This window comes from Klebsiella pneumoniae complex sp. WS1778, assembly GCF_049472055.1.
GTDB lineage: Bacteria > Pseudomonadota > Gammaproteobacteria > Enterobacterales > Enterobacteriaceae > Klebsiella > Klebsiella quasipneumoniae.
In genome coordinates, this window is the sequence record NZ_JBKGTJ010000003.1 from 502,655 (window position 1) to 525,252 (window position 22,598).

Sequence of the window (22,598 nt, forward strand, 5' to 3'; positions counted from 1 at the left end):
ATGCAAAGCGTAAACGAGGTACTGCGGGCGATCCCCGCGCCGGACGCCGACGCCATGGCGCGGGCACAGCAACACATCGACGGCTTACTCAAGCCCCCCGGCAGCCTCGGGCGTCTGGAGGCGCTGGCGGTGCAGCTGGCGGGAATGCCCGGCCTGGGCGGCCAGCCGCAGGTGGCGAAAAAGGCCCTGCTGGTGATGTGCGCCGACCATGGGGTATGGGACGAAGGGGTGGCGATTTCGCCGAAGGCGGTCACGGCCATCCAGGCCGCCAATATGACCCGCGGCACCACCGGCGTCTGCGTGCTCGCCGCCCAGGCCGGGGCGCAAGTGCACGTGATTGATGTCGGGATCGATAGCGAACCGCTGCCCGGCGTGGTGAATATGCGGGTGGCGCGGGGCTGCGGCAATATTGCCCGCGGCCCGGCCATGAGCCGCGAGCAGGGGCAGGAGCTGCTGCTGGAGGTGATGCGCTACACCCGCGCGCTGGCGCAGGAGGGCGTGACTCTGTTTGGCGTCGGCGAACTGGGGATGGCCAATACCACGCCGGCGGCGGCGATGGTCAGCGTCCTGACCGGCAGCGATGCGCAGGAGGTGGTCGGGATTGGCGCCAATTTGCCGCTGGCGAAGGTTGGCAACAAGGTGGAGGTCGTGCGGCGGGCTATCGCCCTTAATCAGCCCGACCCGAAGGATGGCCTCGACGTGCTGAGCAAAGTCGGTGGATTTGATCTGCTGGGGATGACCGGCGTCATGCTGGGGGCGGCGTCCTGCGGGCTGCCGGTGGTGCTGGATGGCTTTCTCTCTTACGCGGCGGCGCTGGCGGCGTGCCGGATAGCGCCGGCGGTAAAACCGTATCTGATCCCGTCCCACTATTCGGCGGAGAAGGGGGCGCGTATCGCGCTGGCGCACCTCGGACTCGAACCGTATCTCAATATGGGTATGCGGCTGGGGGAAGGCAGCGGCGCGGCGCTGGCGATGCCGATCGTCGAGGCGGCCTGTGCGATGTACCATCGCATGGGCATGCTGGCGGCCAGCAATATTGTGTTACCTAAGGGGTAAGCAGGAGATGGGGGCGGCAATGGCCGTTCCCGTTTTCGGCAGAGGTTTTGCCGGCGGCAGAAACAAAAAAACACCCTTGAGGGTGTTTATGATGTTGGTTGCGGGGGCCGGATTTGAACCGACGACCTTCGGGTTATGAGCCCGACGAGCTACCAGGCTGCTCCACCCCGCGTCACCGTACTGCTTCACGTTGTCAAATTTGATTGGTTGCGGGGGCCGGATTTGAACCGACGACCTTCGGGTTATGAGCCCGACGAGCTACCAGGCTGCTCCACCCCGCGTCACCGTACTGCTTTACTTCATCAAATTTTAATTGGTTGCGGGGGCCGGATTTGAACCGACGACCTTCGGGTTATGAGCCCGACGAGCTACCAGGCTGCTCCACCCCGCGTCCGTGGAAGCGCACTATACTCCGCTAGCGAGATGATGCAACCTTTTTTCGACCAAATCGACATTTTTGTAAGAATTGGCTTATAAAACGCCACGTTGTGGTGTTTTTTTACACAAATCTGTGCCATCGATGAGATCGCGCATTTCAATAGCTCTGGCGCTTTGTTATCTTCAACACGCACTAAGGCTTCGCAGCAAAAGATGAGACACCATGAAAGGACGTTGGGCAAAATACGTAGCGACGGGGGCAATGCTGGCTATGCTCGCCGCCTGTTCCTCAAAACCGACCGACCGCGGTCAGCAATATAGCGATGGCAAGTTCACCCAGCCGTTTTCACTGGTAAACCAGCCGGATGCCGTCGGGGCGCCGATCAACGCCGGCGACTTCTCCGAGCAGGTTAATCAAATTCGTAACGCCTCTCCGCGCCTCTATAACAGCCAGAGCAACGTCTATAACGCGCTGCAGGAGTGGCTGCGCGCCGGCGGCGACACCCGCACGCTGCGCCAGTTTGGCATCGACGCCTGGCAGATGCAGGGCGTCGACAACTATGGCAACGTCCAGTTTACCGGCTACTACACGCCGGTGGTGCAGGCGCGCCACACCCGTCAGGGCGAATTCCAGTACCCCATTTACCGGATGCCGCCGAAGCGCGGCAAGCTGCCGTCCCGCGCCAGCATTTATGCCGGCGCGCTGAGCGACAACTATGTGCTGGCGTACAGCAATTCGCTGATGGATAACTTCATCATGGACGTGCAGGGCAGCGGCTATATCGATTTTGGCGACGGTTCGCCGCTCAACTTCTTTAGCTATGCCGGGAAAAACGGCTGGCCCTATCGCAGCATCGGCAAAGTGCTGATCGACCGCGGGGAAGTGAAGAAAGAAGATATGTCGATGCAGGCGATCCGCGAGTGGGGTGAAAAGCACAGCGAAGCGGAAGTGCGCGAGCTGCTAGAGCAGAACCCGTCGTTCGTGTTCTTTAAACCACAGTCTTTCGCGCCGGTGAAAGGCGCCAGCGCCGTGCCGCTGATCGGCCGCGCCTCGGTGGCCTCCGACCGGTCGATTATTCCGCCGGGAACCACCTTGCTGGCCGAGGTACCTCTGCTGGATAATAACGGCAAGTTTAACGGCCAGTACGAACTGCGTCTGATGGTCGCCCTCGACGTTGGTGGGGCCATCAAAGGCCAGCATTTCGACATCTATCAGGGCATTGGGCCTGACGCTGGCCACCGTGCCGGCTGGTATAACCACTACGGCCGCGTATGGGTGCTGAAAAACGCGCCAGGCGCGGGAAATGTTTTTAGCGGCTAACACCCCTGGCCGTGCCTGTTGACCAGGGCGCCCGGATGACGCCGTTTGCGGCGGCCTCCGGGCGCTGTCATTTTGTTCTGAGGTCCTATGTCTGTTGTAATCAGCGATGCCTGGCGCCAGCGTTTTGGCGGTACGGCACGTTTATATGGTGAAAAAGCGCTGCAATGTTTTGCCGACGCCCACGTCTGCGTGGTCGGGATCGGCGGGGTCGGCTCGTGGGCGGCGGAAGCGCTGGCGCGGACCGGCATCGGGGCGATCACCCTTATCGATATGGACGATGTCTGCGTTACCAATACCAACCGCCAGATCCACGCCCTCAGCGGCAACGTCGGGCTGGCGAAAGCGGAGGTGATGGCGGAGCGTATTCGCCTGATCAACCCGGAGTGCCGGGTGACGGTGGTGGATGATTTCGTAACCCCGGAAAACGTGGCCGAATACCTTGGCGCCGGCTTCAGCTATGTCATCGACGCCATCGATAGCGTCCGGCCAAAAGCGGCGCTTATCGCCTGGTGCCGCCGCTACAAAGTGCCGCTGGTCACCACCGGCGGGGCGGGCGGCCAGATTGACCCAACGCAGATCCAGGTCGCTGACCTGGCGAAGACCATCCAGGATCCGCTGGCGGCTAAACTGCGCGAGCGGCTGAAAAGCCAGTTTGGGGTGGTGAAAAACAGTAAAGGCAAGCTCGGCGTGGACTGCGTATTCTCTACGGAAGCGCTGGTCTACCCGCAGGCGGACGGCAGTGTCTGCGCGATGAAGAGCACGGCGGAAGGACCGAAGCGGATGGACTGCGCTGCCGGCTTTGGCGCGGCGACGATGGTGACCGCGACCTTCGGGTTTGTCGCGGTGTCGCATGCCCTGAAGAAGATGCTGGCGAAAGCGCAGCGCGACGCTGCGGCTTCCGGGAAGTAGTTCGGCGGGTAAGCGAAAGCTTGAGATTAGCGCTCGCGGGCGGCGGCGAGCACCGCCTCGCTCAGGGCGCTGAGGCCCTGGCTGCGCGAGGCGCTGAGCTGGCCGCGCAGCCCCAGCTCGTCGAACAGCGCCAGCGGATCCTGCGCCAGGATCCCGGCGCGGGTTTTTCCTTCCACGGCAGTTAAAAGTACCGCCAGCAGACCGCGCACAATCCTTCCTTCGCTGTCGCCAAAGAAGTGCAGCCTGCCCTCGGCGTCCTCCTCATAGCCCAGCCAGACGCGGTTCTCACACCCGGCAATCTCATGGGCCTGCGCTTTGCGCTCATCGGTCAGCGTCGGCAGCTTTTTGCCCAATAAAATCAGCTGCCGATATTTATCCTCCCACTGGTTCAGCGGGGCGAAGGTCTGGCGCAGCGTGGCGTCGGTAATGGTCGTGCCGAAGGGGTGCAGGGTCGTCATTAATCCACCAAAATTTCCAGGGCGCGATCCACCGCGTGGACCAGCGCTGCAACATCGTCTTGGGTATTGTAGGGGGCGAAAGAGGCCCGCAGCGTGCCGCTGACTCCTAAAGCCGCCAGCAGCGGCTGGGCGCAGTGCTGCCCGGCGCGCAGGGCAATGCCGGACTCGGCCAGCAGCGTCACCAGATCGCTGTGATGAATACCGTCGAACTCAAAGGCGAGCAGGCTTGACTGCTGGCAGCGGAAAGAGCGGAAGCCCGGCCGTTTCGCCAGCGCCTCTTCCGCCAGGCTCGCCAGGCTGCGGCTCCAGTTTTCCGCCTGGCCGATATCGCTCTGCGCCAGCCACTCCAGCGCGGCGCTGAGGCCGATAACCCCGGCGACATTGGGCGTACCGGCCTCAAGGCCATAGGGCGCCGGCTGTGGCGTAAAGCCGTCAAAGCTGACCTCGGCGATCATCTTCCCGCCGCCGAGCCAGGGCGACATCGCCGCCAGCAGTTCGCTTTTGCCGTACAGGGCGCCGATCCCGGTCGGGCCATACAGCTTATGGCCGGAAAAGGCGTAAAAATCGATATCCAGCGCCTGCACGTCCGCGGGGAAATGCACCGCCCCCTGCGCGCCGTCGACCATCACCACCATCCCGGCGGCGTGAGCAAGGCGGATGGCCTGAGCCAGGTCCGGGCAGCCGCCGGTGACGTTGGACATCTGGCCGATGGCCAGCACCCGGCTGCGCGGGGTAATGAGCGCGCTGAGGCTGGCGATATCCGGCAGGCGGTCGGCGCCGAGCGGCAGCTTGACCACTCTGGCGCCGGTTTGCCCGGCCACCATCAGCCAGGGCACGAGGTTGGCATGATGCTCGGCTTCGCTAACGAGAATTTCATCGCCAGGCTGCAGGCGCGGCCGGACGTAGCTCTGCGCCACCATATTGATGGCCTCGGTGGTCCCCCGCGTCCAGACGATATCTTTGCCTGAGGGGGCGTTCAGCCACGCCGCCACGCGCTCGCGGGCCGCCTCATAGCGCTCGGTCAGCCGCTGGGCGGCGGCGAATTGACTGCGGTGGACGTTGCCGGCGCTCAGGCGATAAAACTGGTCGCTGGCGTCGATCACCGCCTGCGGTTTGAGCGCCGTCGCCGCGCTGTCGAGATAGACGCCGGCATCGGCCAGAGCCGGAAACTGCGCGCGAAAGTGCGCAGGGTTGAATGCGTTCATGGAATTCCTCGTATCAATACCGCGATCGTCGCGCAATTTGTCGGGCGTGACAAGGCCTCTGCGCTCTGTGGAATTGTCCGAATGTGACTCCACGTGGGTCAAAGAGGGTTATGCTGAAAAGTGTTGGGTTTGTGTTTTAACCTATTACTTAACGAGTCACGAATAGTATAAATAGCCGTAAGGAGAGAAAAATGAAAATGACTAAGGCCGCTGCGATTATCTCTGCCTGTATGCTGACTTTAGGCCTGAGCGCCTGTTCCTCTAACTATGTGATGCATACCAATGATGGGCGGACCATCGTTACCGACGGGAAACCGCAAACCGATAATGATACTGGCATGATCTCGTATAAGGACGCGTGGGGCAACAAACAGCAGATCAATCGCTCTGACGTGAAACAGCTGGGTGAGCTGGACGAGTAAGGCAGTAAAAAGGCAAAAAAAAGCACCGCGCGTTGCGGTGCTACATTAAATCACTATGGACAGACAGGGTAAATGTACAGGAAGTGAAAAGGGGTAGCCTTGCTACCGGGGTCTGCAAAGACAGACCAATTGCAAACACAACAACACAACATCACAACCGTAAGCCAAAAGCTTGATGGAACACGCATTCCAAAAAAAGCTTCTCGTTCCGGCTCAGGAAGTGCCGCCACTATAGGTATTTGCTGGTAGAACCTCAACGGACAATTTATAATGGCTCAGATAAAAAAAACTAATAGGTTAACCATTGTTTCCTATTTGTTAAATTGAGTTAACATCTAAGCCAGAATAACCATGTCGAAGCGATTACCTCCTCTGAATGCATTACGTGTTTTTGATGCAGCCGCACGCCATCTCAGCTTCACTCGGGCAGCCGATGAGCTTTTTGTGACGCAGGCCGCAGTCAGCCACCAAATCAAGTCTCTCGAGGATTTTCTGGGCCTTAAGCTGTTCCGTCGGCGCAATCGTTCGCTGCTGTTAACGGAAGAAGGGCAGAGCTATTTTCAGGATATTAAAGAGATTTTTTCGCAACTGACGGAAGCGACGCGTAAACTGCAGGCGCGCAGCGCCAAAGGGGCATTAACGGTCAGTTTATTGCCAAGTTTCGCCATCCAGTGGCTGGTGCCGAGACTGACAAGCTTTAACTCAGCTTATCCGGGAATCGACGTCAGGATCCAGGCGGTGGACCGTCAGGAGGATAAGCTGGCGGACGATGTCGATGTGGCGATTTTTTACGGTCGCGGCAACTGGCCGGGCCTGCGTGTGGAAAAACTGTACGCCGAGTATCTGCTGCCGGTCTGTTCCCCGCTGCTGCTCACCGGCGATAAAGCATTGAAAACGCCTGCCGATCTGGCGCAACATACGCTGCTTCACGATGCGTCCCGCCGCGACTGGCAAACTTATACCCGCCAGCTTGGTCTAAGCCATATTAATGTGCAGCAGGGGCCGATTTTCAGCCACAGCGCGATGGTGCTGCAGGCGGCCATTCACGGGCAGGGCGTGGCGCTGGCCAACAATGTCATGGCGCAGTCCGAAATTGAAGCCGGTCGCCTGGTGTGTCCATTTAATGATGTTCTGGTCAGTAAGAATGCGTTTTACCTTGTTTGCCATGACAGTCAGGCAGAACTGGGTAAAATAGCCGCTTTCCGGCAGTGGATTCTGGCGAAAGCGGCAAGTGAACAAGAAAAATTCCGCTTTCGTTATGAACAATAATTACTTGTAGGGTAACAACATGACCAGCCGTTTTATGCTGATATTCGCCGCGATTAGCGGCTTTATCTTTGTGGCTCTGGGTGCCTTCGGCGCGCATGTCTTAAGTCAATCGCTCGGCGCGGCGGAGATGGCCTGGATCCATACCGGCCTGGAGTATCAGGCCTTCCATACCCTGGCGATTTTTGGTCTGGCGGTGGCGATGCAGCGTCGGATCAGTATCTGGTTCTACTGGAGTAGCGTGTTTCTGGCGTTAGGGACCGTGCTGTTCAGCGGCAGCCTCTACTGCCTGGCGCTCTCTCATTTACGCCTGTGGGCGTTCGTGACCCCGGTGGGCGGCGTGAGCTTCCTCGCCGGCTGGGTGTTAATGTTAATTGGTGCAATTCGTCTGAAACGTAAGGGCGTTGTTCATGAATAAGGTTGTCCTCTATTGTCGCCCTGGGTTTGAGAAAGAGTGCGCAGCAGAAATTACCGATAAGGCAGCCCGCCTCGAGGTGTTTGGTTTCGCCCGGGTCAAAGAAGACTCTGGCTATGTGATTTTTGAAGGCTATCAGCAGGATGATGGCGAGAAGCTGGTGCGCGATCTGCCGTTCAGCTCGCTGATCTTCGCCCGCCAGATGTTTGTGGTTGGCGAACTGCTGCGCGACCTGCCGCCGGAGGATCGCATTACGCCGATCGTCGGCATGTTGCAGGGCGTGGTGGAGAAGGGCGGCGATCTGCGCGTCGAGGTGGCGGACACCAACGAAAGCAAAGAGCTGATGAAGTTCTGCCGCAAGTTTACCGTGCCGCTGCGCGCGGCGCTGCGCGAAGCGGGCGTCCTGACCAGCTATGAAACGCCGAAGCGTCCGGTGGTGCATGTGTTCTTTACCGCCCCGGGCTGCTGCTATACCGGCTACTCGTACAGTAACAATAACTCGCCGTTCTATATGGGCATTCCGCGGCTGAAGTTTCCGTCCGACGCGCCGAGCCGCTCCACCCTCAAGCTGGAAGAGGCGTTCCACGTCTTTATTCCGGCGGACGAGTGGGACGAGCGCCTGGCAAACGGCATGTATGCCGTTGACCTCGGCGCCTGCCCGGGCGGCTGGACCTATCAGCTGGTGAAACGCAACATGTGGGTCTCTTCGGTCGATAACGGCCCGATGGCCCAGAGCCTGATGGATACCGGCCAGGTGACCTGGCTGCGTGAAGACGGTTTCCGCTATCGTCCTAACCGCAATAACATCTCGTGGATGGTCTGCGATATGGTGGAAAAGCCAGCGAAAGTGGCGGCGCTGATGGCGCAGTGGCTGGTCAACGGCTGGTGCCGGGAGACCATCTTCAACCTCAAGCTGCCGATGAAAAAGCGCTATGAAGAGGTGTCGCAGAATCTGGCCTACATTCAGGCCCAGTTGGACGAGCACGGCGTTAACGCCCAGATCCAGGCGCGTCAGCTGTATCACGATCGTGAAGAGGTGACCGTTCACGTGCGTCGCCTGTGGGCCGCCGTTGGCGGACGTCGCGACGAGCGTTAATCACTCACCCTGAGGCCAGAGACGCGCATGTCCTCTGGCCTTCGCCGCATGCTTAAGGCTCCGGCGCATCCGACACAATATGCGTCACCTCATCCAGATGACCAATCCTCGCTTCGCCGGAGCGGTTGAACTTGCTTTTATCGATCAGCAGCAGCGACTGCGCCGCCCGCTTAAGCAGGATCGATTTGAAGTCGGCATTGAAGGCATTGGAGTCCCACAGCGCGCCCTGCGGGTCGATGCCTTCGCAGGAAAAAATAAACAGATCGATCTCCAGCGATTTCAGCTGGGAAATCAGCGCCGGGTTAACGTAGCAGCCATATTTCCGCTGCAGAGTACCGCCGGAGCAGGTGAGCATGATCTGGTCGCGTTTAGCCAGCTCCTGACAGATGGGCTGGCTGTTGGTAAAGACGTGCAGCGGGCGGTCCGGCAGCTGGCGGGCGAGATACCAGCAGGTGGAGCTGGCATCGAGGGCGATGACCATCCCTTCGTCAATCCAGGCCAGCGCTTCGCGGGCGATATCGGCTTTATGCGCGTAATGGCTTTTCAGCCGCATGTGAAAAGGGTCGCCGCTGTCCTGGCTGCGCTGGTGGATCACTTTAGCCCGGCCGTGGTTGCGCAGCACTTTGCCCTGCGCCTGCAGCTCGCTGAGATCGCGGCGAATGGTTTCCCTGCTGACGTTGAGCTGTTTTGACAACGTTTCGGTGGTCAGGCTGCTGTGGTTGATCAGGAGATCGACGATCGCCTGCTGGCGGGCCGCTTTCATTTATTCTCACCCCATCATTGATTGAGCGTCTGCATCAGGCAGACGCTCCGGCATGAGATTACGGCGTGACTCCTTTTTTTAAAAGGATATTTCCGTACTTAGCGCACTCTCCTGTGATAACGATCGCAAAGGCTTTTTGCGCCCGGTCGTAGAAGGCAAAGCGGTCAATCCGCACGATATCCGGGCAGGGGGCCTGCGCCGAAAGCGCCTGCCGATAGCGCTGTTCCACCGTCGGGTCGAGCGCATCGCCTTCGACGGCGGCCATCATCACCAGCGGCGGCGCATAGCTGTCTAACTCGAACAACGGGATAATCGCCTGCAGCAGATCGCTGACCCGCAGGCCGTCGGCCCGAATCACCTGCGGACCCATGCTGTGCGCCGGGAAGTGGGCATCGGAAAAAATAATTTCATCCCCATGGCCCATTTCGGCCAGCACTTTCAGCAGTTCCGGCGATATCAGCGGGGAAATGGTTTTGAGCATCTCAGGCTTCCTCTGTTAATTCAGGTTCAGTTTGCGGCCAAAAATAGCGGTAGCGGTACGCGACCTGCGCTCTGGCCTGTTCCGGGGAAGAGAACTCGCCCACGCCATACCAGCCAAACATCGCCGCGCCGGCCACCGTGGTTTCGGCATCGTCGAGAACTTTGATCGGTATTCCCAGCCGGTCAGCCTTGATCTGGTTCCACAGCGCGTTGCGGCTGCCGCCGCCGACCAGCAGCAGCTCTTGCGCCCGGAAGCGGCCGATGTTTTCCAGGGTTTGCAGATGCTTCGCCAGCTGGTCGCTTAACCCCTCCAGCGCGGCGCGGTAAAAATGGCCGCGGGTGGTGTTGAGCGTGACGCCCTGCCAGCCGGCGTGCTGGCTGGCGAGCAGGTCGCACTGCATTCTGACGCCCTGGGCACCGGGCGGGATCGCCTGCGCTTCGTCAATCAGCGTTTGCCACGGCGTGTCAGTGTTCCACAGTAGCTTGCGCACCCACTCGAGCACGCCGGAGGCCAGCCACTGCATCCCCGGGTTATAGCGTCCCGGCTGGCTGTCCAGCTCGCAAGTGGAGCCGCTGTAGTCGCAGAGCAGCGAGGTGTCGACCTGCGCGCTGCGCACCATCAGGATCTCCCAGGTCCCTGAGGAGAGCACCGGCTCATCCTGCCCGGCGCCGGCGCCAAACAGGGCGAACTGGGTGTCGTGCCCGGCCGAGATAACCGGGACCCCGACGGGAAGGCCCAGCAGCGCAGCGGCCTCCGGCAGCAGGGCGCCGATCGGCTGGCCTGCTTCAACCAGCTGCGGGAACAGGCGGCGCGGCAGGCCGGTCGCCTGCAGGATCGGCGCGCTGAAATCGCGCTGCCGGAGATCGAGCATCTGGCTGGTGCCCGCCATGGTGAGGTCGGTGGTGAACTCCCCGGTCAGCCGATGGTTGATCAGCGACGAAATAAACAGCCAGGCATGGGCCTGCGCCAGCAGCTGCGGGTGGTTCTCTTTCAGCCAGATCAGCTTATACAGGGTGTTGAATGCAAAGGCGCCGACGCCGGCGATTTGCTGCAGCTGGCGCGCGGACATATACCGGCTGATGGTGTCCATTACCGCCGCGGTGCGCGGGCATTTCCAGCTGATTATCGGATACAGCAGCGCACCCTGCTCATCCACCAGCGCGCCATCGACGCCAAAGGTCGTGACGGTGATGCCGCGCACCGTGCAGGAGGCCAGCTGGTCATGGATCTGCCGACAGCAGTCGGCAAAGCGCTGCATAATGGCCTCCAGCGACCACTGGTGCCAGTCGCTTTTTTCCGCCGCAATGTCGCTGGCGTTCGCCGTTGCGGCGCGGGCGATAATGTTCCCCTGTCGGTCAACGGCCATCGCCCGCACGTTCGTGGCGCCGCAGTCGAGGACCAGGATTACGTCTTGCTTCATAGTGACTCCCGAAACAACATTGCCGAATGGCGCGGTGCTTATCCGGCCTACAAACAGCGCGCGTCTGTAGGCCCGGTAAGCCTGCGCCACCGGGCTAAACCCACCTGTTAACGCTTATACAGCGGCCCGTAGTTCTGGCAGGCGCGGTAGTCCTGGCCTTCGATGTCCATACCGTGCGCGGCCCAGGCGGAGGGGCGGTAGATTTTCGCCGCTTCCACGTTGTGCATGCAGACCGGAATGCGCAGCATGGCGGCGAGGGTAATGAAATCCGCGCCGACATGGCCGATGGTCAGCACGCCGTGGTTGGCGCCCCAGTTAGCCATGACCGAGTACACATCGCTGAACGGGCCTTTGCCGGTCAGGCGAGGGGCAAACCAGGTGGTGGGCCAGGTGGAGTTGGTGCGGGCGTCGAGCTGGTCGTGCATCGCTTTGGGCAGCGCCACGCTCCAGCCTTCGGCGATTTGCAGTACCGGTCCCAGGCCTTTGATGATGTTCACCCGGGTCATGGTGAACGGCACGCCGCCTTCGGTCAGGAAGCGGGAAGAGAAGCCGCCGCCGCGGAAGTATTCATGGATCGCCGGGCACCATTCGGTGGCCGCGAGGCAGGCATCCGCCTCGTTCTGCTCAATCTCCCAGTGAGGTTTCATCGTCGGGTTGCCCTGCGCGTCGCGCTGCTGGCAGGAGCCGTCCAGCGCCGCGGAGCCGGAGTTAATCAGGTGAATGATGCCGTGCTCCGCCCGGCCGGTGAGCGGCTGCCCGGTGACCCGTTCAACGGCATCCGGCGACCAGTAGGTGCGCACGTCGGCAAACACCTGGGCGGTGCCGGTGAGCTGATGGCCCATCAGCATGGCCACGCCGTTGAGGCTGTCGTTTTCGGTGGCGACGACAAACGGTTCGCGCACCCCGTTCCAGTCAAAGGAGCTGTTGAGCAGCGCTTCGGCGGTATCGCCATTGGGGTATTGATCGGTCCAGTGGCGCTGACCCTGGAAACCGGCGGCGATGGCGTTGTAGCCCAGCGACTCCTCCACCAGCCCTTTTTCCGCCAGCTTCGCGTTGCCCTGCATCATGTCGCGGATGCACATCGCCATCAGCAGGCTCTCTTTCAGCACCGCGCGGCTCTGCGCCTCATTGCGCTTATACTGCTCGGCGTTCTGATCTTCGCCGTAGCGGAAATGTTTATCCGCCCACGCCAGCGCCATCTCCAGCTCGATTTCATCATAGATTTTCTGATCGATTCGCCGGCGCAGCTCCGTCATGTCGACAGCCTGAACCTTCATCCCGAGCCAGGATTCAAAGAAGTTGTGGTCGACGATGGAGCCGGCGATGCCCATTGAGACGCCGCCCAGCGACAGATAGCTTTTCCCTTTCATACTGGCGACCGCCAGGCCAGCGCGAGCGAAGCGCAACAATTTTTCTTCGACATCCGCCGGGATCGAGGTGTCATCGGCATCCTGCACATCATGCCCGTAGATGGAGAACGCCGGGATCCCTTTCTGGCTGTGGGCCGCCAGCGCCGCGGCCAGATAGACCGCTCCCGGACGCTCGGTGCCGTTGAAGCCCCAGATGGCCTTCGGGCGCAGCGGATCCATATCGATGGTTTCGCTGCCGTAGCACCAGCAGGGGGTGACGGTGATGGTGACGCCAACGTTCTGGCTGCTGAATTTCTCTTCACAGGCGGCCGACTCGGCCATGCCGGCGATGCAGGTATCGGCGATCACGCACTCCACCCGGGCGCCGCAGGCATGGCGCAGCTTCTCACTGATAAGCGCGGCGGTGGCTTTCGCCATGTTCATGGTTTGCGCTTCCAGCGATTCGCGAACCCCCATGCGACGACCATCGATTACCGGGCGGATACCGATCTTCGGTAAGCTGATTTTTTTCATTACAGATCCCTCAGGTTATGCGGATAACAGGTTTAGTTCGTCGCCGCTTGCGAGCGGAAACGGGCAAAAATAAAGATGATGGCGAAGCACAGCGCCGGAACCAGTTCGGCGGTCGGGATATTGCCGGCGGCGTCGCTGACAAAGCCCATTACCGGGGTGACGATCCCGCCGCCGATGATGGTCATGACGATAAATGACGAGCCATATTTGGTGTCCTGGCCCAGGTGCTTAATCCCCAACGAGAAGATGGTCGGGTACTGAATGGACATAAAGGCGCTGCACAGGGTCAGGGCCAGCAGACCGACGTGGCCGCCGCTGAAGGCGGAGAGCAGACAGAGCAGCATGGCGATAAGCGCATAGACCGCCAGCACGTTATGCGGCGCGAAGCGGCGGATCAGCCAGGTGCCGGTGAAACGGCCAATAAAGAAACAGACCATGGTGCCGGTCAGGTAGTTGGCGGCGAAACCGGCCGTCATGCCCGGTATCTCTTCGACAGCGTAGCGAATCAGATAGCTCCAGCAGGCGGTTTGCGCACCGACATAGCAGAACTGAGCCAGTACCGCCCAGCGCCAGTGGCGGATGCGCATCAGGCGCGACAGCGAGGCGAGAAACGTGCTCTGCGCGCTGTCGCTGTGGTCATCGCTTTGCAGCGACGGGAAACGGGTACAGACGATCAGCAGGGCGACCAGCAGCACGATGGCCACGATAATCATATAGGGGGTTTGTACCGACAGGACCAGGCTGTGCTTCCAGGCGCCGAGCTGCTCTGGCGTCATTTTATCCAGCACCTCCTGCGGCTGATGCGGGACGTTGGACAAAATAAGGCTCTGGCCAAATACCACGGCAATAATGGCGCCAAATGAGTTAAAGGTCTGGGCCAGATTCAGGCGGAAGTGACCGCCGCTTTCCGGACCGAGGACGGTGACAAATGGGTTGGCCGCGGTTTCCAGACAGCCAAGCCCGGCGGCGATAATAAATAACCCAATCAGGAATAAGGTGTAATTCATTACTTCGGCGGCAGGCCAGAACAGCGCGGCGCCGCAAGCATATAAAAACAGACCCGTAAGAATGCCGGCTTTATAGCTGAATTTTTTCATCAGCATCCCGGCGGGGATGGGAATAATAAAATAGCCAAAATAAAAAGCCGACTGGATTAATCCGGCCTGAAAATTAGTCAGGGTAAAGGCCTGTTGAAACTGCGGTAATAAAATATCATTGAGATTATTGGCCACGGCCCACAGAAAAAAGAGGGAGCACAGCAGAGCAAAAGGAATAATGTAGCTCTTACTTTGCCCGCTCTCCATGGCGCGGTAACTTTGCGTTGGTATCGTTGTGTTTCCCATAGCGTCCTCATCAGTTCAGAAGCATTTACAACAGCATTCAGGGCGCAGTCTGGTGCTGCAGCAGACCGCAAAATTAAGTGAGCTCAGGTGACGCGCCGGTGAGTGAAATGAAAGTCACGGCGGAACTCATGGCTTCATTTTCAAATAAAAACCGCCTGTTAATATGATGAGGGTCACACTTAACGCTCTGTGGACCATTTTATGTGATAATTGTCACTTTAATTTTTCAAAATGACTGACCGTTTGAGGAAATAAATTCACAAAACCACAACGCCAATGACCGATTGAATATATATCGTGGAAAACGGGCAAATGTTACAGAAAAATAAAATGCCCGCTTGAAGAAATATTTTTAAGAACGGGCATTTTCAACATCCGCTTAACCAGTTACATCCCTTTTTTTATGATGGAATAATTGACGTGGTTCACAAAATATAGCGATGGAAATTCCCCTGCGATTATTCAGGCTGAAGATGGAGATCATTATTCAACCTATCCCACGGTCGCCAACAATAATTATGTTGCCCTGCCGTTGACGGATGATGAGTCGCTAAAAGAGGAAAACAATGGAAAGAAACAGACTGGCCCGGCAGATTATCGATACCTGCCTGGAAATGACCCGCCTGGGGTTAAATCAGGGGACCGCCGGCAATGTCAGCGTGCGCTATCAGGGGGGGATGCTGATCACGCCCACCGGCATCCCGTATGAAAAACTGACGGAAGACAAGATCGTCTTTATTGATGCCGACGGTCAGCATGAGCAGGGAAAACTGCCCTCCAGCGAATGGCGTTTCCATCAGGCGGCCTACCAGACGCGGCCCGATGCCCAGGCGGTAGTTCACAATCACGCAGTCCATTGTACGGCGGTGTCGATCCTCAACCGACCCATTCCGGCCATCCACTATATGATCGCCGCCGCCGGCGGGAATTCGATCCCCTGCGCGCCCTATGCCACCTTCGGCACCCGCGAACTGTCTGAGCATGTCGCGGTGGCGCTGAAGCACCGCAAAGCCACGCTGCTGCAGCATCATGGCCTGATCGCCTGCGAGGCCAGCCTGGAGAAAGCGCTCTGGCTGGCGCATGAAGTGGAAGTCCTGGCCCAGCTCTATCTCAGCACCCTGGCGATTACCGACCCGGTCCCCGTGCTGGATGACGAGGCGATCGCCATCGTGCTGGAGAAGTTTAAAACCTACGGATTACGCATTGAAGAGTGATGCCGCAACCCTAACAGGAGAGACGCGATGGCAAACCGAATGATCCTCAACGAAACGGCGTGGTTTGGCCGGGGGGCGATAAACGCATTAACCGATGAAGTGATGCGGCGCGGTTATCGCAAGGCATTGATCGTGACCGACAGGACCCTCGCGAAGTGCGGCGTGGCGGCAAAAGTCACTGACAAACTGGACGCCGCCGGGCTGGCATGGGACATGTTCAGCGACGTGATCCCGAACCCCACCATCGCCGTGGTTCAGCAGGGGTTGCAGGCCTTTCAGCGCAGCGGGGCGGATTACCTGATCGCCATCGGCGGCGGTTCGCCGCAGGATACCTGTAAGGCGATCGGTATTATTCAGCGTAACCCGGCGTTCGCCGATGTTCGCAGCCTGGAGGGGCTGTCGCCCACCCGTCAGCCCAGCGTGCCGATCTTCGCGGTGCCGACCACCGCGGGGACCGCGGCGGAGGTGACGATTAACTATGTCATCACCGATGAAGAACAGCGGCGCAAATTCGTCTGCGTCGACCCGCACGATATTCCGCAGGTGGCCTTTATCGATGCCGATATGATGGACGCCATGCCGCCGACGCTGAAGGCGGCCACCGGCGTGGACGCCCTGACGCACGCTATCGAAGGGTACCTCACTCGCGGCGCCTGGGCATTGACCGATGCGCTGCACCTCAAGGCCATCGAGATCATCGCCGGCGCGCTACGCGGCTCGGTTGCCGGCGACGCCGGAGCGGGGGAAGCTATGGCGCTCGGCCAGTATGTGGCGGGAATGGGATTTTCCAACGTCGGGCTTGGCCTGGTGCACGGCATGGCGCATCCGCTCGGCGCTTTTTACAACACGCCGCACGGCGTGGCGAATGCCATCCTGCTGCCGCACGTGATGCGCTTTAATGCTGAGGCGACCGGGGAAAAATATCGCGATATCGCCAGGGCGATGGGCGTCAAAGGGGAAGCGTTAAGCCTGAGCGCCGCGCGTCTGGCGGCGGTGGAGGCGGTGTGCCAGCTAAACCGCGATGTCGGTATTCCCGGCCATCTGCGCGAGGTGGATGTCAGGAAAGAGGATATTCCGGCGCTGGCCCAGGCGGCGCTGGCGGATGTGTGTACCGGCGGCAACCCGCGCGAGGCGAGCCTGGCCGATATCGTCGAGTTATATCAGGCGGCCTGGTGAGGGGCCGGCCCGGGGGAAGCAGGCGGTGCCGCCGCGCCGGCACCACGCTCGGGTAGGGTCAGCGCGTCAGCCGCAGCTGCTGCAGATTGCCATCCAGCTGTAGGTCGGTCTGCAGGCGGGCCACTTCCCGGCAGGTGAAGGCCATCTCCTGATGCGCTGCCAGCTTTTTGCGCCACTTTTCCGGGACCTCTGCCAGGCGGGCATACAGCCCCTCCAGGTCCTGAAACTCGTTCAGCAGCTGGGCGGCGCTTTTCGGGCCAATGCCCGCCACGCCCGGCACCTTCGAGCTGCTGATCCCCGCCAGCCCCCAGTAATCCGCCAGCTGCTCCGGGGTGACGCCGAACTCACTGGCGATGAAGGGGGCGTCCAGCCAGCGCTTCTGAAAGTAGTCGCGGATGCGGATGGTGGGCGACAGCAGCTGGCAGTAGCCTTTGTCGGTGGAGACAATGGTGGCCTGATGGCCCGCCTGGGCCACCTTCACCGCCAGGGTGGCGGCGAGATCGTCCGCTTCGCTGCCCGGCGAGGCCCAGCAGCGGATCCCCCGCTGTTCGAAGGCGGCCCGCAGCGCCGGCATCTCGGCGACCAGCGTATCCGGCATCGGCGCGCGGCCGGCTTTGTACTCCGGCAGGCGCTGGTGGCGCCAGCCGTGGGCGCGATCCTCATCATCAAACACCGCCACCGCGTGGGTGGGCTGACTGTGGACAATCAGCTGCTCCAGCGCATGCAGGCAGGTATCGACGCAGGGCGAACCCTGCACCGCGTGGATGCGGCGGATCAGATTTAACGCGTCGACGATTAACAGATGAACAGCCACAGATACCCCCTTATTCTCAGCGTCTTTAGGGTAACATCGCCATCGGATCGAGGCTATCTGCGCCTGAACAATCAGGAAGATAACGCGCAATTTTCGCTAACTGACCGCCATCAGCGAGCTGGCGACGCCGGGCGCGGGCTCGCCGTACCACACCGCTTCCCGCACCGGGACCGGTTTGGTGATAAGCCCGAGGGCGTAAAAGCGATCGGCGATAGTCTGCTGGGCGCGGATCACTGACAGATCCATCGGCCTTGGGCGATGGCTACGGCGGGCGAGGGCGATGCGCAGCGACCGGGCGTCAATCCCCAGCTCTGCTGAGAGTAAGCGGGCCGCTTCGCCACGATGCGAGTCGATAAACTGCCCGGTGTGGGTCAGCTCCGTCAGCAGGCGGCGCATGATATCGCCGTGCTGAGCGAGATAGTCCCGTCGCGAGAGATAAAACTGATGGTTGTTGACCCGTCCTTCGCCGCTGGCGACCACCCGCAGCTCGCCGGTGTGTTCGGCGTCGCTGAGCAGCGGATCCCACATCATCCAGGCGTCCACCGCCAGATAGTCGCTGGCGGTCAGCGGGTATTTCGGCGGGGTATAGACCACCCGCACGTCGTTCAGCCCCAGCCCGGCGTCCTCGAGGATCTGCAGCAGCAGCCAGTGGACATTCGACCCTTTATTGAGGGCGATGCGTTTTCCGCGCAGATCGCTGAGCTGGCGAATGTCGCTCTCCTGCGGGACGACCATCGCCACGCTGCGCGGCGCCGGCGGCTCCCATGCCACGTACATCAGTTCGCTGTTGCTGGCCTGGGCGAACACCGGCGGCGCTTCTCCGGTGGTGCCAAAGTCGATCTCGTTGCAGGCGAGGGCGTGAAGGAGCTGCGGTCCGGCGGGAAACTCGCTCCACAGCACGTTGACGCCGAGGCTGGCGAAGGCGGTCTCCAGACTCTGGCGGGCTTTCAGGATCCCGAGGCTGCCGAAGCGCTGGTAGCCAATGCGCAGCTCGCGATCGGCCCCGGTCGCGCTGGCGAATGCCCGCGGCGGCGCAGGCGGACGGCGGCGGCTTTTGATCAGCCCGAGGTTAGCGAGCTGGGTGCGTAAGGTATGCCGACTGATCCCTAACAGCGCGGCCGCCTGGCTCTGATTATCGTCGCAATGCGCCATGGCGTGGCGGATCAGCGCGCTGGTCACCCGCTGCCACAGCGGCTCGCCGGGAAGCGCCAGCTGGTGGCGAATAAAGTCGTCCAGTTCATGATCGCTCGCCGGCGACGGGGCGTCGTTGAGCGTCGCCAGGCGCAGCTGGGCGGGGCTAATCTCCTCTTCTTTACTGAGCAGCACCGCGTTGTGCAGGGTGTTTTCCAGCTCACGAATATTACCCGGCCACGCATAGTCCATCAGCCGGGCCAGCGACTCCGGCGCCAGACGCAGGGTTGGCCGGCCGAGGCGGCGGGCATAGAGCGATAAAAAGTGGTGCGCCAGCTGCGGGATATCCTGCCGACGCTGGCGCAGCGGCGGCAGCGGCACCACCGCGATATTCAGCCGATAGTAGAGATCTTCGCGAAAGCGGCGCTCGCGGATTGCCTGGGCCAGGTCGACGTGAGTGGCGGCAATCACCCGGACATTCACTTTAATCGCTTTGCGCGAGCCGACGCGGGTAATTTCGCGCTCCTGCAGCACCCGTAACAGCTTGACCTGCAGGGGCAGGCTTAATTCGCCGATCTCGTCCAGCAGCAGCGTCCCCCCTTCCGCGGCTTCAAACCAGCCGGGCTGTCCCTGCTGCGCGCCGGTGAAGGCGCCTTTCTCATGGCCGAACAGTTCGGCTTCGGCAAGGCTCTCGGTTAGCGCGCCGCAGTTAACGGCCAGAAACGGCTGCTGGCGGCGGGGACTGTGGTGATGGAGATAGCGCGCCACCACCTCCTTGCCGGTGCCGGTTTCGCCCACGATCAGCACGGTAGCCTCCGTCGGCGCGAGCTTGTCCAGCAGGCTCTGGAAAGCCTTCGATGCCGGGTCGATCAGCGCGGGCGCGGTGGAAGGGGATTCTGGGTTCAGCATAGCGGGCCTCCGGTCGTTGACCTCCTGAACTTATCCTGCGGCGGCGGCGGAAACCAGAGGGGGAAAGGCCGACGGCTGTTGCAAATGCGCCAGCGGATGCGCGGCGGCTGCGGGATTTGCAACAGCACGACGCGCGTGGGATGTTTTCAATCCCTTGATTTTAAAAATGTAATTTTTTATTCACCATTGGCATGATTATCGCTAACACTCATATAACCAAATTAAAACTTCTCTTCGATAAATATCGGATATGGTTATATAGGAAATAGATAATGACGCAGCAAGTTCCCGACAAGATCAATGTCTTCTGGTTCTTACCTACCCATGGCGATGGCCGCTATCTGGGCACCACCGAGGGTGGACGTCCGGTCGATTTACCTTATCTGCAGCAGGTGGCGCTGGCGGCCGACAGCCTGGGTTATTACGGCGTGCTGATCCCCACCGGTAAAAGCTGTGAAGATTCGTGGCTGGTGGCCTCGGCGCTGGCGCCGTTGACCCGCCGTCTGCGCTATCTGGTGGCGGTCAGACCGGGTCTGCAGCCGCCCACTCTGGCGGCGCGGATGGCGGCCACCCTCGACCGTTTATCGGAAGGACGGCTGCTGATCAATGTCGTCACCGGTGGCGACCCGGTGGAAAACAAAGGCGATGGCATCTTTCTCAGCCACAGCGAACGCTACCAGGTGACCCGCGAATTTCTCGACGTTTACTCCCGCCTGCTGCGCGGGGAGAAAGTGGACTATCACGGGGAGCATATTCATGTCGAGGGGGCGGAAGTGCTGTTTCCGCCGGTTCAGGAGAATGGCCCGCCGCTGTACTTCGGCGGCTCTTCTGAGGCGGCTATCGATGTGGCGGCCGAACAGATCGACAGTTATCTAACGTGGGGCGAACCGCCGGAACTGGTGGCGGAGAAGCTGGCGGTGGTGCGCGAGCGCGCCGCGGCCCGCGGACGCACCCTGCAATATGGCATCCGTCTGCACGTTATCGTGCGCGAAACGGAAGAGGAGGCGTGGGCCGCCGCCGACCGGCTGATCGCCCATCTTGACGACGACACCATCGCTCAGGCGCAAAAGATCTTCGCCCGTATGGACTCGGCTGGCCAGGCGCGGATGAGCGCCCTGCATCAGGGATCGCGCGACAATCTGCGTATTGCCCCTAATCTGTGGGCCGGCGTCGGGCTGGTGCGCGGCGGCGCGGGAACCGCGCTGGTGGGTAATCCGCAGCAGGTGGCGGAGCGCATCCGCGAATATCAGGCGCTCGGCATCAGCAATTTTATCTTTTCCGGCTACCCGCATCTGGAAGAGGCACACCGCTTCGCTGAGCTGGTGATGCCTCTGCTGCCGCTGGAAAACGCGGCCTCGTCGAAGGCGCGCAGCGTGAACACCGGTCCCTTTGGCGAAACCATCGGCGGCGATAAGCGCCCGGTGCGCCAGGCCAGCACCAGCTGATGGCCAGGAGCGCGACCATGAGACAGCATACCGGAGGAGGGCGGCGATGAGTGCAGAACCGCATATCGTGATTATCGGCGGCGGCTTTAGCGGCGCGGCGGTGGCGATTGAGCTTCTGCGCCTGGCGCCGAACGGGGTGCGCGTGACGCTGCTGGAGCCGCGTCAGACTCCCGGCGCCGGGGTAGCCTACTCCACCGCGGAGCCGACGCACCGGATTAACGTCCCGGCCGCCCGTATGCAACTGACCGGTGATGAAGAGGGCGCCTTCGATCGCTGGTACCGCCGTCAGCCTGCCTTTGCCGCCGATGCGCAGGCGCTGCGCCCGGACGGTTCCGTCTACCCTCAGCGCGGCCAGTTTGGTCGCTATGTGGCACAGCGTTTTTCCGACGCCGCGGCCGCCAGCGGCGGACGGCTGCGCCACCTGCGCGATCGGGCGTTCGCTTTTGATCAGGGGACGGTTCGCACCGAGGGTGGACTGCAGCTTAAGGCCGACCTGCTGGTGCTGGCGATCAGCCATCCACCGCCTTCGCTGCCGGCGCAGGCCGAAGCCTGGCGTCACCATCCGGCGCTGATTGCCAACCCGTGGCAGCCTGGCGCGCTCGACGCCATCGCCCCGCACGCCCGGGTGGCGGTGATGGGCACCGGATTAACCATGGCCGATACGGTCGCGACGCTGGACCGGTTGGGCCACCGCGGCAGTATCATCGCCTTTTCGCGCCACGGCCTGCTGTCGCGCGGTAACCTCAGCGGCGCGGGGGCAGCATGGCCCGGCGACTATCAGCAGGGCAACTTGCGCCAGCGCCTGCGCCAGATCCGCCTCGATGTGGCGTATGCGGCGCAGCAGGGCCTGAGCTGGCAGGTGGTGCTGGATGCGGTCCGCCAGCAGGGGCAGCGGATCTGGCAGGCGCTCAGCGTCGCCGATCGCCAGCGTTTTCTGCGCCATCTGCGCCATTACTGGGATGTCCACCGCTACCGCGTGGCGCCGCAGGTCGCCGAGGTGCTGGAGGCGCGCCAGCGCACGGGCAGTCTGCAGGTGCAGGCGGCCAGGCTACAGTCGATGAGCGCTGAAGGCGAGACGCTGCGTCTGACGCTGGCGCGGCGCGGCGGCGGCGTGCAAACCCTGAGCGTCGATCATCTGATCCTGACGACCGGACCCGCGCACCGTGCCCTAACCGACAGCCAGCCATTTTTACAGGACCTTGCCCGCCGCGGCCTTATTCGCGCTGATGCTCTCGGCATGGGCCTGGAGGTGGACAGCCGTTCCCGGGCAGTGGCTGATCCGCAGGTTGAGGCGCTGCCGGTGCTGGTGGCCGGTCCGGCCGCCCGCGGGCGTTTTGGCGAACTGATGGGCCTGCCGCAGGTAGCCGACCATGCCGCTGAGGTGGCGGCGCAAGCGTTACTCACGCTCGGGATCCCGCAGGACTCCCGATGTCCAGCGTACTGAATACCTCTCTTTCTTTTCCCTGATTCATTTTGCCGCGTGCGCCCCGGCG

Annotated in this window: 20 protein-coding genes and 3 tRNA genes; 11 read left to right on the forward strand and 12 right to left on the reverse strand. The window is 61.2% G+C overall.

Translation table 11 applies throughout. The annotated features are described in order from the left end of the window. Entirely contained in the window at nt 1–1,056 is a 1,056-nt protein-coding gene (gene cobT, locus ACLEXF_RS17030) for a nicotinate-nucleotide--dimethylbenzimidazole phosphoribosyltransferase (protein WP_023319039.1), read from the forward strand. A 95-nt stretch (nt 1,057–1,151) separates the two neighbouring features. Here the strand turns inward: cobT and ACLEXF_RS17035 are convergent. From ACLEXF_RS17035 to ACLEXF_RS17045, 3 genes are all read right to left on the reverse strand, one after another. After that, a tRNA-Met gene (locus ACLEXF_RS17035) sits at nt 1,152–1,228 on the reverse strand. 32 nt (nt 1,229–1,260) lie between these two features. Continuing rightward, nucleotides 1,261–1,337, reverse strand: a tRNA-Met gene (locus tag ACLEXF_RS17040). 33 nt (nt 1,338–1,370) lie between these two features. Continuing rightward, a tRNA-Met gene (locus ACLEXF_RS17045) sits at nt 1,371–1,447 on the reverse strand. A gap of 210 nt (nt 1,448–1,657) precedes the next feature. On the opposite strand from ACLEXF_RS17045, the gene mltA reads away from it, so the two are divergent. Both mltA and tcdA read left to right on the forward strand, forming a co-directional pair. Next, a complete protein-coding gene (gene mltA / locus ACLEXF_RS17050; protein ID WP_002915579.1) occupies nt 1,658–2,755 on the forward strand; it encodes a murein transglycosylase A in 1,098 nt (365 codons plus the stop codon). Between the two features lie 87 nt (nt 2,756–2,842). Beyond that, the gene (gene tcdA, locus ACLEXF_RS17055) at nt 2,843–3,664 is read left to right on the forward strand and encodes a tRNA cyclic N6-threonylcarbamoyladenosine(37) synthase TcdA (protein ID WP_004205514.1); all 822 of its coding nucleotides are present in this window, start codon (nt 2,843–2,845) and stop codon (nt 3,662–3,664) included. A gap of 26 nt (nt 3,665–3,690) precedes the next feature. Here the strand turns inward: tcdA and csdE are convergent, their stop codons facing one another. Both csdE and csdA read right to left on the reverse strand, forming a co-directional pair. Beyond that, entirely contained in the window at nt 3,691–4,122 is a 432-nt protein-coding gene (gene csdE, locus ACLEXF_RS17060; RefSeq protein WP_043520790.1) for a cysteine desulfurase sulfur acceptor subunit CsdE, read from the reverse strand. Beyond that, complete coding sequence (gene csdA, locus ACLEXF_RS17065; RefSeq protein ID WP_004205516.1) at nt 4,122–5,327, reverse strand: cysteine desulfurase CsdA; 1,206 nt, start codon at nt 5,325–5,327, stop codon at nt 4,122–4,124. Before csdA ends, csdE begins: the two co-directional genes overlap by 1 nt. 197 nt (nt 5,328–5,524) lie before the next feature. Between csdA and ACLEXF_RS17070 the strand changes: the two genes are divergently transcribed. From ACLEXF_RS17070 to rlmM, 4 genes are all read left to right on the forward strand, one after another. After that, nucleotides 5,525–5,749 carry a YgdI/YgdR family lipoprotein gene (locus ACLEXF_RS17070; RefSeq protein WP_002915549.1) on the forward strand — a complete coding sequence of 75 codons (225 nt, stop codon included), beginning with the start codon at nt 5,525–5,527 and terminating at the stop codon, nt 5,747–5,749. Between the two features lie 351 nt (nt 5,750–6,100). Continuing rightward, on the forward strand, nt 6,101–7,018 hold the full coding sequence (gcvA, locus tag ACLEXF_RS17075) for a glycine cleavage system transcriptional regulator GcvA (RefSeq protein WP_002915545.1): 918 nt from the start codon (nt 6,101–6,103) through the stop codon (nt 7,016–7,018). Nucleotides 7,019–7,037: 19 nt separating this feature from the next. Then, nucleotides 7,038–7,433 (forward strand): DUF423 domain-containing protein, encoded by a 396-nt coding sequence (locus ACLEXF_RS17080; RefSeq protein ID WP_002915543.1) that lies wholly within the window; start codon nt 7,038–7,040, stop codon nt 7,431–7,433. Further along, entirely contained in the window at nt 7,426–8,526 is a 1,101-nt protein-coding gene (rlmM, locus tag ACLEXF_RS17085) for a 23S rRNA (cytidine(2498)-2'-O)-methyltransferase RlmM (RefSeq protein WP_423265794.1), read from the forward strand. Before ACLEXF_RS17080 ends, rlmM begins: the two co-directional genes overlap by 8 nt. 52 nt (nt 8,527–8,578) lie before the next feature. Here rlmM and fucR read toward each other — a convergent pair whose 3' ends face one another. The 5 genes from fucR to fucP form a co-directional block, all read right to left on the reverse strand. Beyond that, a complete protein-coding gene (fucR, locus tag ACLEXF_RS17090; protein WP_087770889.1) occupies nt 8,579–9,289 on the reverse strand; it encodes an L-fucose operon activator in 711 nt (236 codons plus the stop codon). 58 nt (nt 9,290–9,347) lie between these two features. Then, nucleotides 9,348–9,770, reverse strand: coding sequence for an L-fucose mutarotase (gene fucU, locus ACLEXF_RS17095; RefSeq protein WP_017899197.1), 423 nt, complete (start codon nt 9,768–9,770; stop codon nt 9,348–9,350). Nucleotide 9,771: 1 nt separating this feature from the next. Continuing rightward, nucleotides 9,772–11,190, reverse strand: coding sequence for an L-fuculokinase (gene fucK, locus ACLEXF_RS17100; RefSeq protein ID WP_023319036.1), 1,419 nt, complete (start codon nt 11,188–11,190; stop codon nt 9,772–9,774). Nucleotides 11,191–11,297: 107 nt separating this feature from the next. After that, the gene (gene fucI / locus ACLEXF_RS17105; protein WP_062913570.1) at nt 11,298–13,073 is read right to left on the reverse strand and encodes an L-fucose isomerase; all 1,776 of its coding nucleotides are present in this window, start codon (nt 13,071–13,073) and stop codon (nt 11,298–11,300) included. Nucleotides 13,074–13,105: 32 nt separating this feature from the next. After that, on the reverse strand, nt 13,106–14,416 hold the full coding sequence (gene fucP, locus ACLEXF_RS17110; protein WP_023319034.1) for an L-fucose:H+ symporter permease: 1,311 nt from the start codon (nt 14,414–14,416) through the stop codon (nt 13,106–13,108). 566 nt (nt 14,417–14,982) lie between these two features. On the opposite strand from fucP, the gene fucA reads away from it, so the two are divergent. Both fucA and fucO read left to right on the forward strand, forming a co-directional pair. Continuing rightward, the gene (gene fucA, locus ACLEXF_RS17115) at nt 14,983–15,630 is read left to right on the forward strand and encodes an L-fuculose-phosphate aldolase (protein ID WP_002915470.1); all 648 of its coding nucleotides are present in this window, start codon (nt 14,983–14,985) and stop codon (nt 15,628–15,630) included. A gap of 27 nt (nt 15,631–15,657) precedes the next feature. Next, nucleotides 15,658–16,806 carry a lactaldehyde reductase gene (fucO, locus tag ACLEXF_RS17120; RefSeq protein ID WP_064178245.1) on the forward strand — a complete coding sequence of 383 codons (1,149 nt, stop codon included), beginning with the start codon at nt 15,658–15,660 and terminating at the stop codon, nt 16,804–16,806. Between the two features lie 58 nt (nt 16,807–16,864). On the opposite strand, the gene xni is transcribed toward fucO, so the two are convergent. Both xni and ACLEXF_RS17130 read right to left on the reverse strand, forming a co-directional pair. Beyond that, entirely contained in the window at nt 16,865–17,620 is a 756-nt protein-coding gene (gene xni / locus ACLEXF_RS17125; protein ID WP_023319031.1) for a flap endonuclease Xni, read from the reverse strand. Between the two features lie 96 nt (nt 17,621–17,716). Beyond that, entirely contained in the window at nt 17,717–19,660 is a 1,944-nt protein-coding gene (locus ACLEXF_RS17130; RefSeq protein WP_023319030.1) for a sigma-54-dependent Fis family transcriptional regulator, read from the reverse strand. Nucleotides 19,661–19,932: 272 nt separating this feature from the next. Here ACLEXF_RS17130 and ssuD point away from each other — a divergent pair, with 272 nt between their 5' ends. Then, nucleotides 19,933–21,105, forward strand: a complete 1,173-nt coding sequence (gene ssuD, locus ACLEXF_RS17135; RefSeq protein ID WP_407259608.1) for an FMNH2-dependent alkanesulfonate monooxygenase — start codon at nt 19,933–19,935, stop codon at nt 21,103–21,105. Nucleotides 21,106–21,151: 46 nt separating this feature from the next. Next, nucleotides 21,152–22,549, forward strand: a complete 1,398-nt coding sequence (locus tag ACLEXF_RS17140; RefSeq protein ID WP_108433598.1) for an FAD/NAD(P)-binding protein — start codon at nt 21,152–21,154, stop codon at nt 22,547–22,549. Nucleotides 22,550–22,598 lie beyond the last annotated feature (49 nt).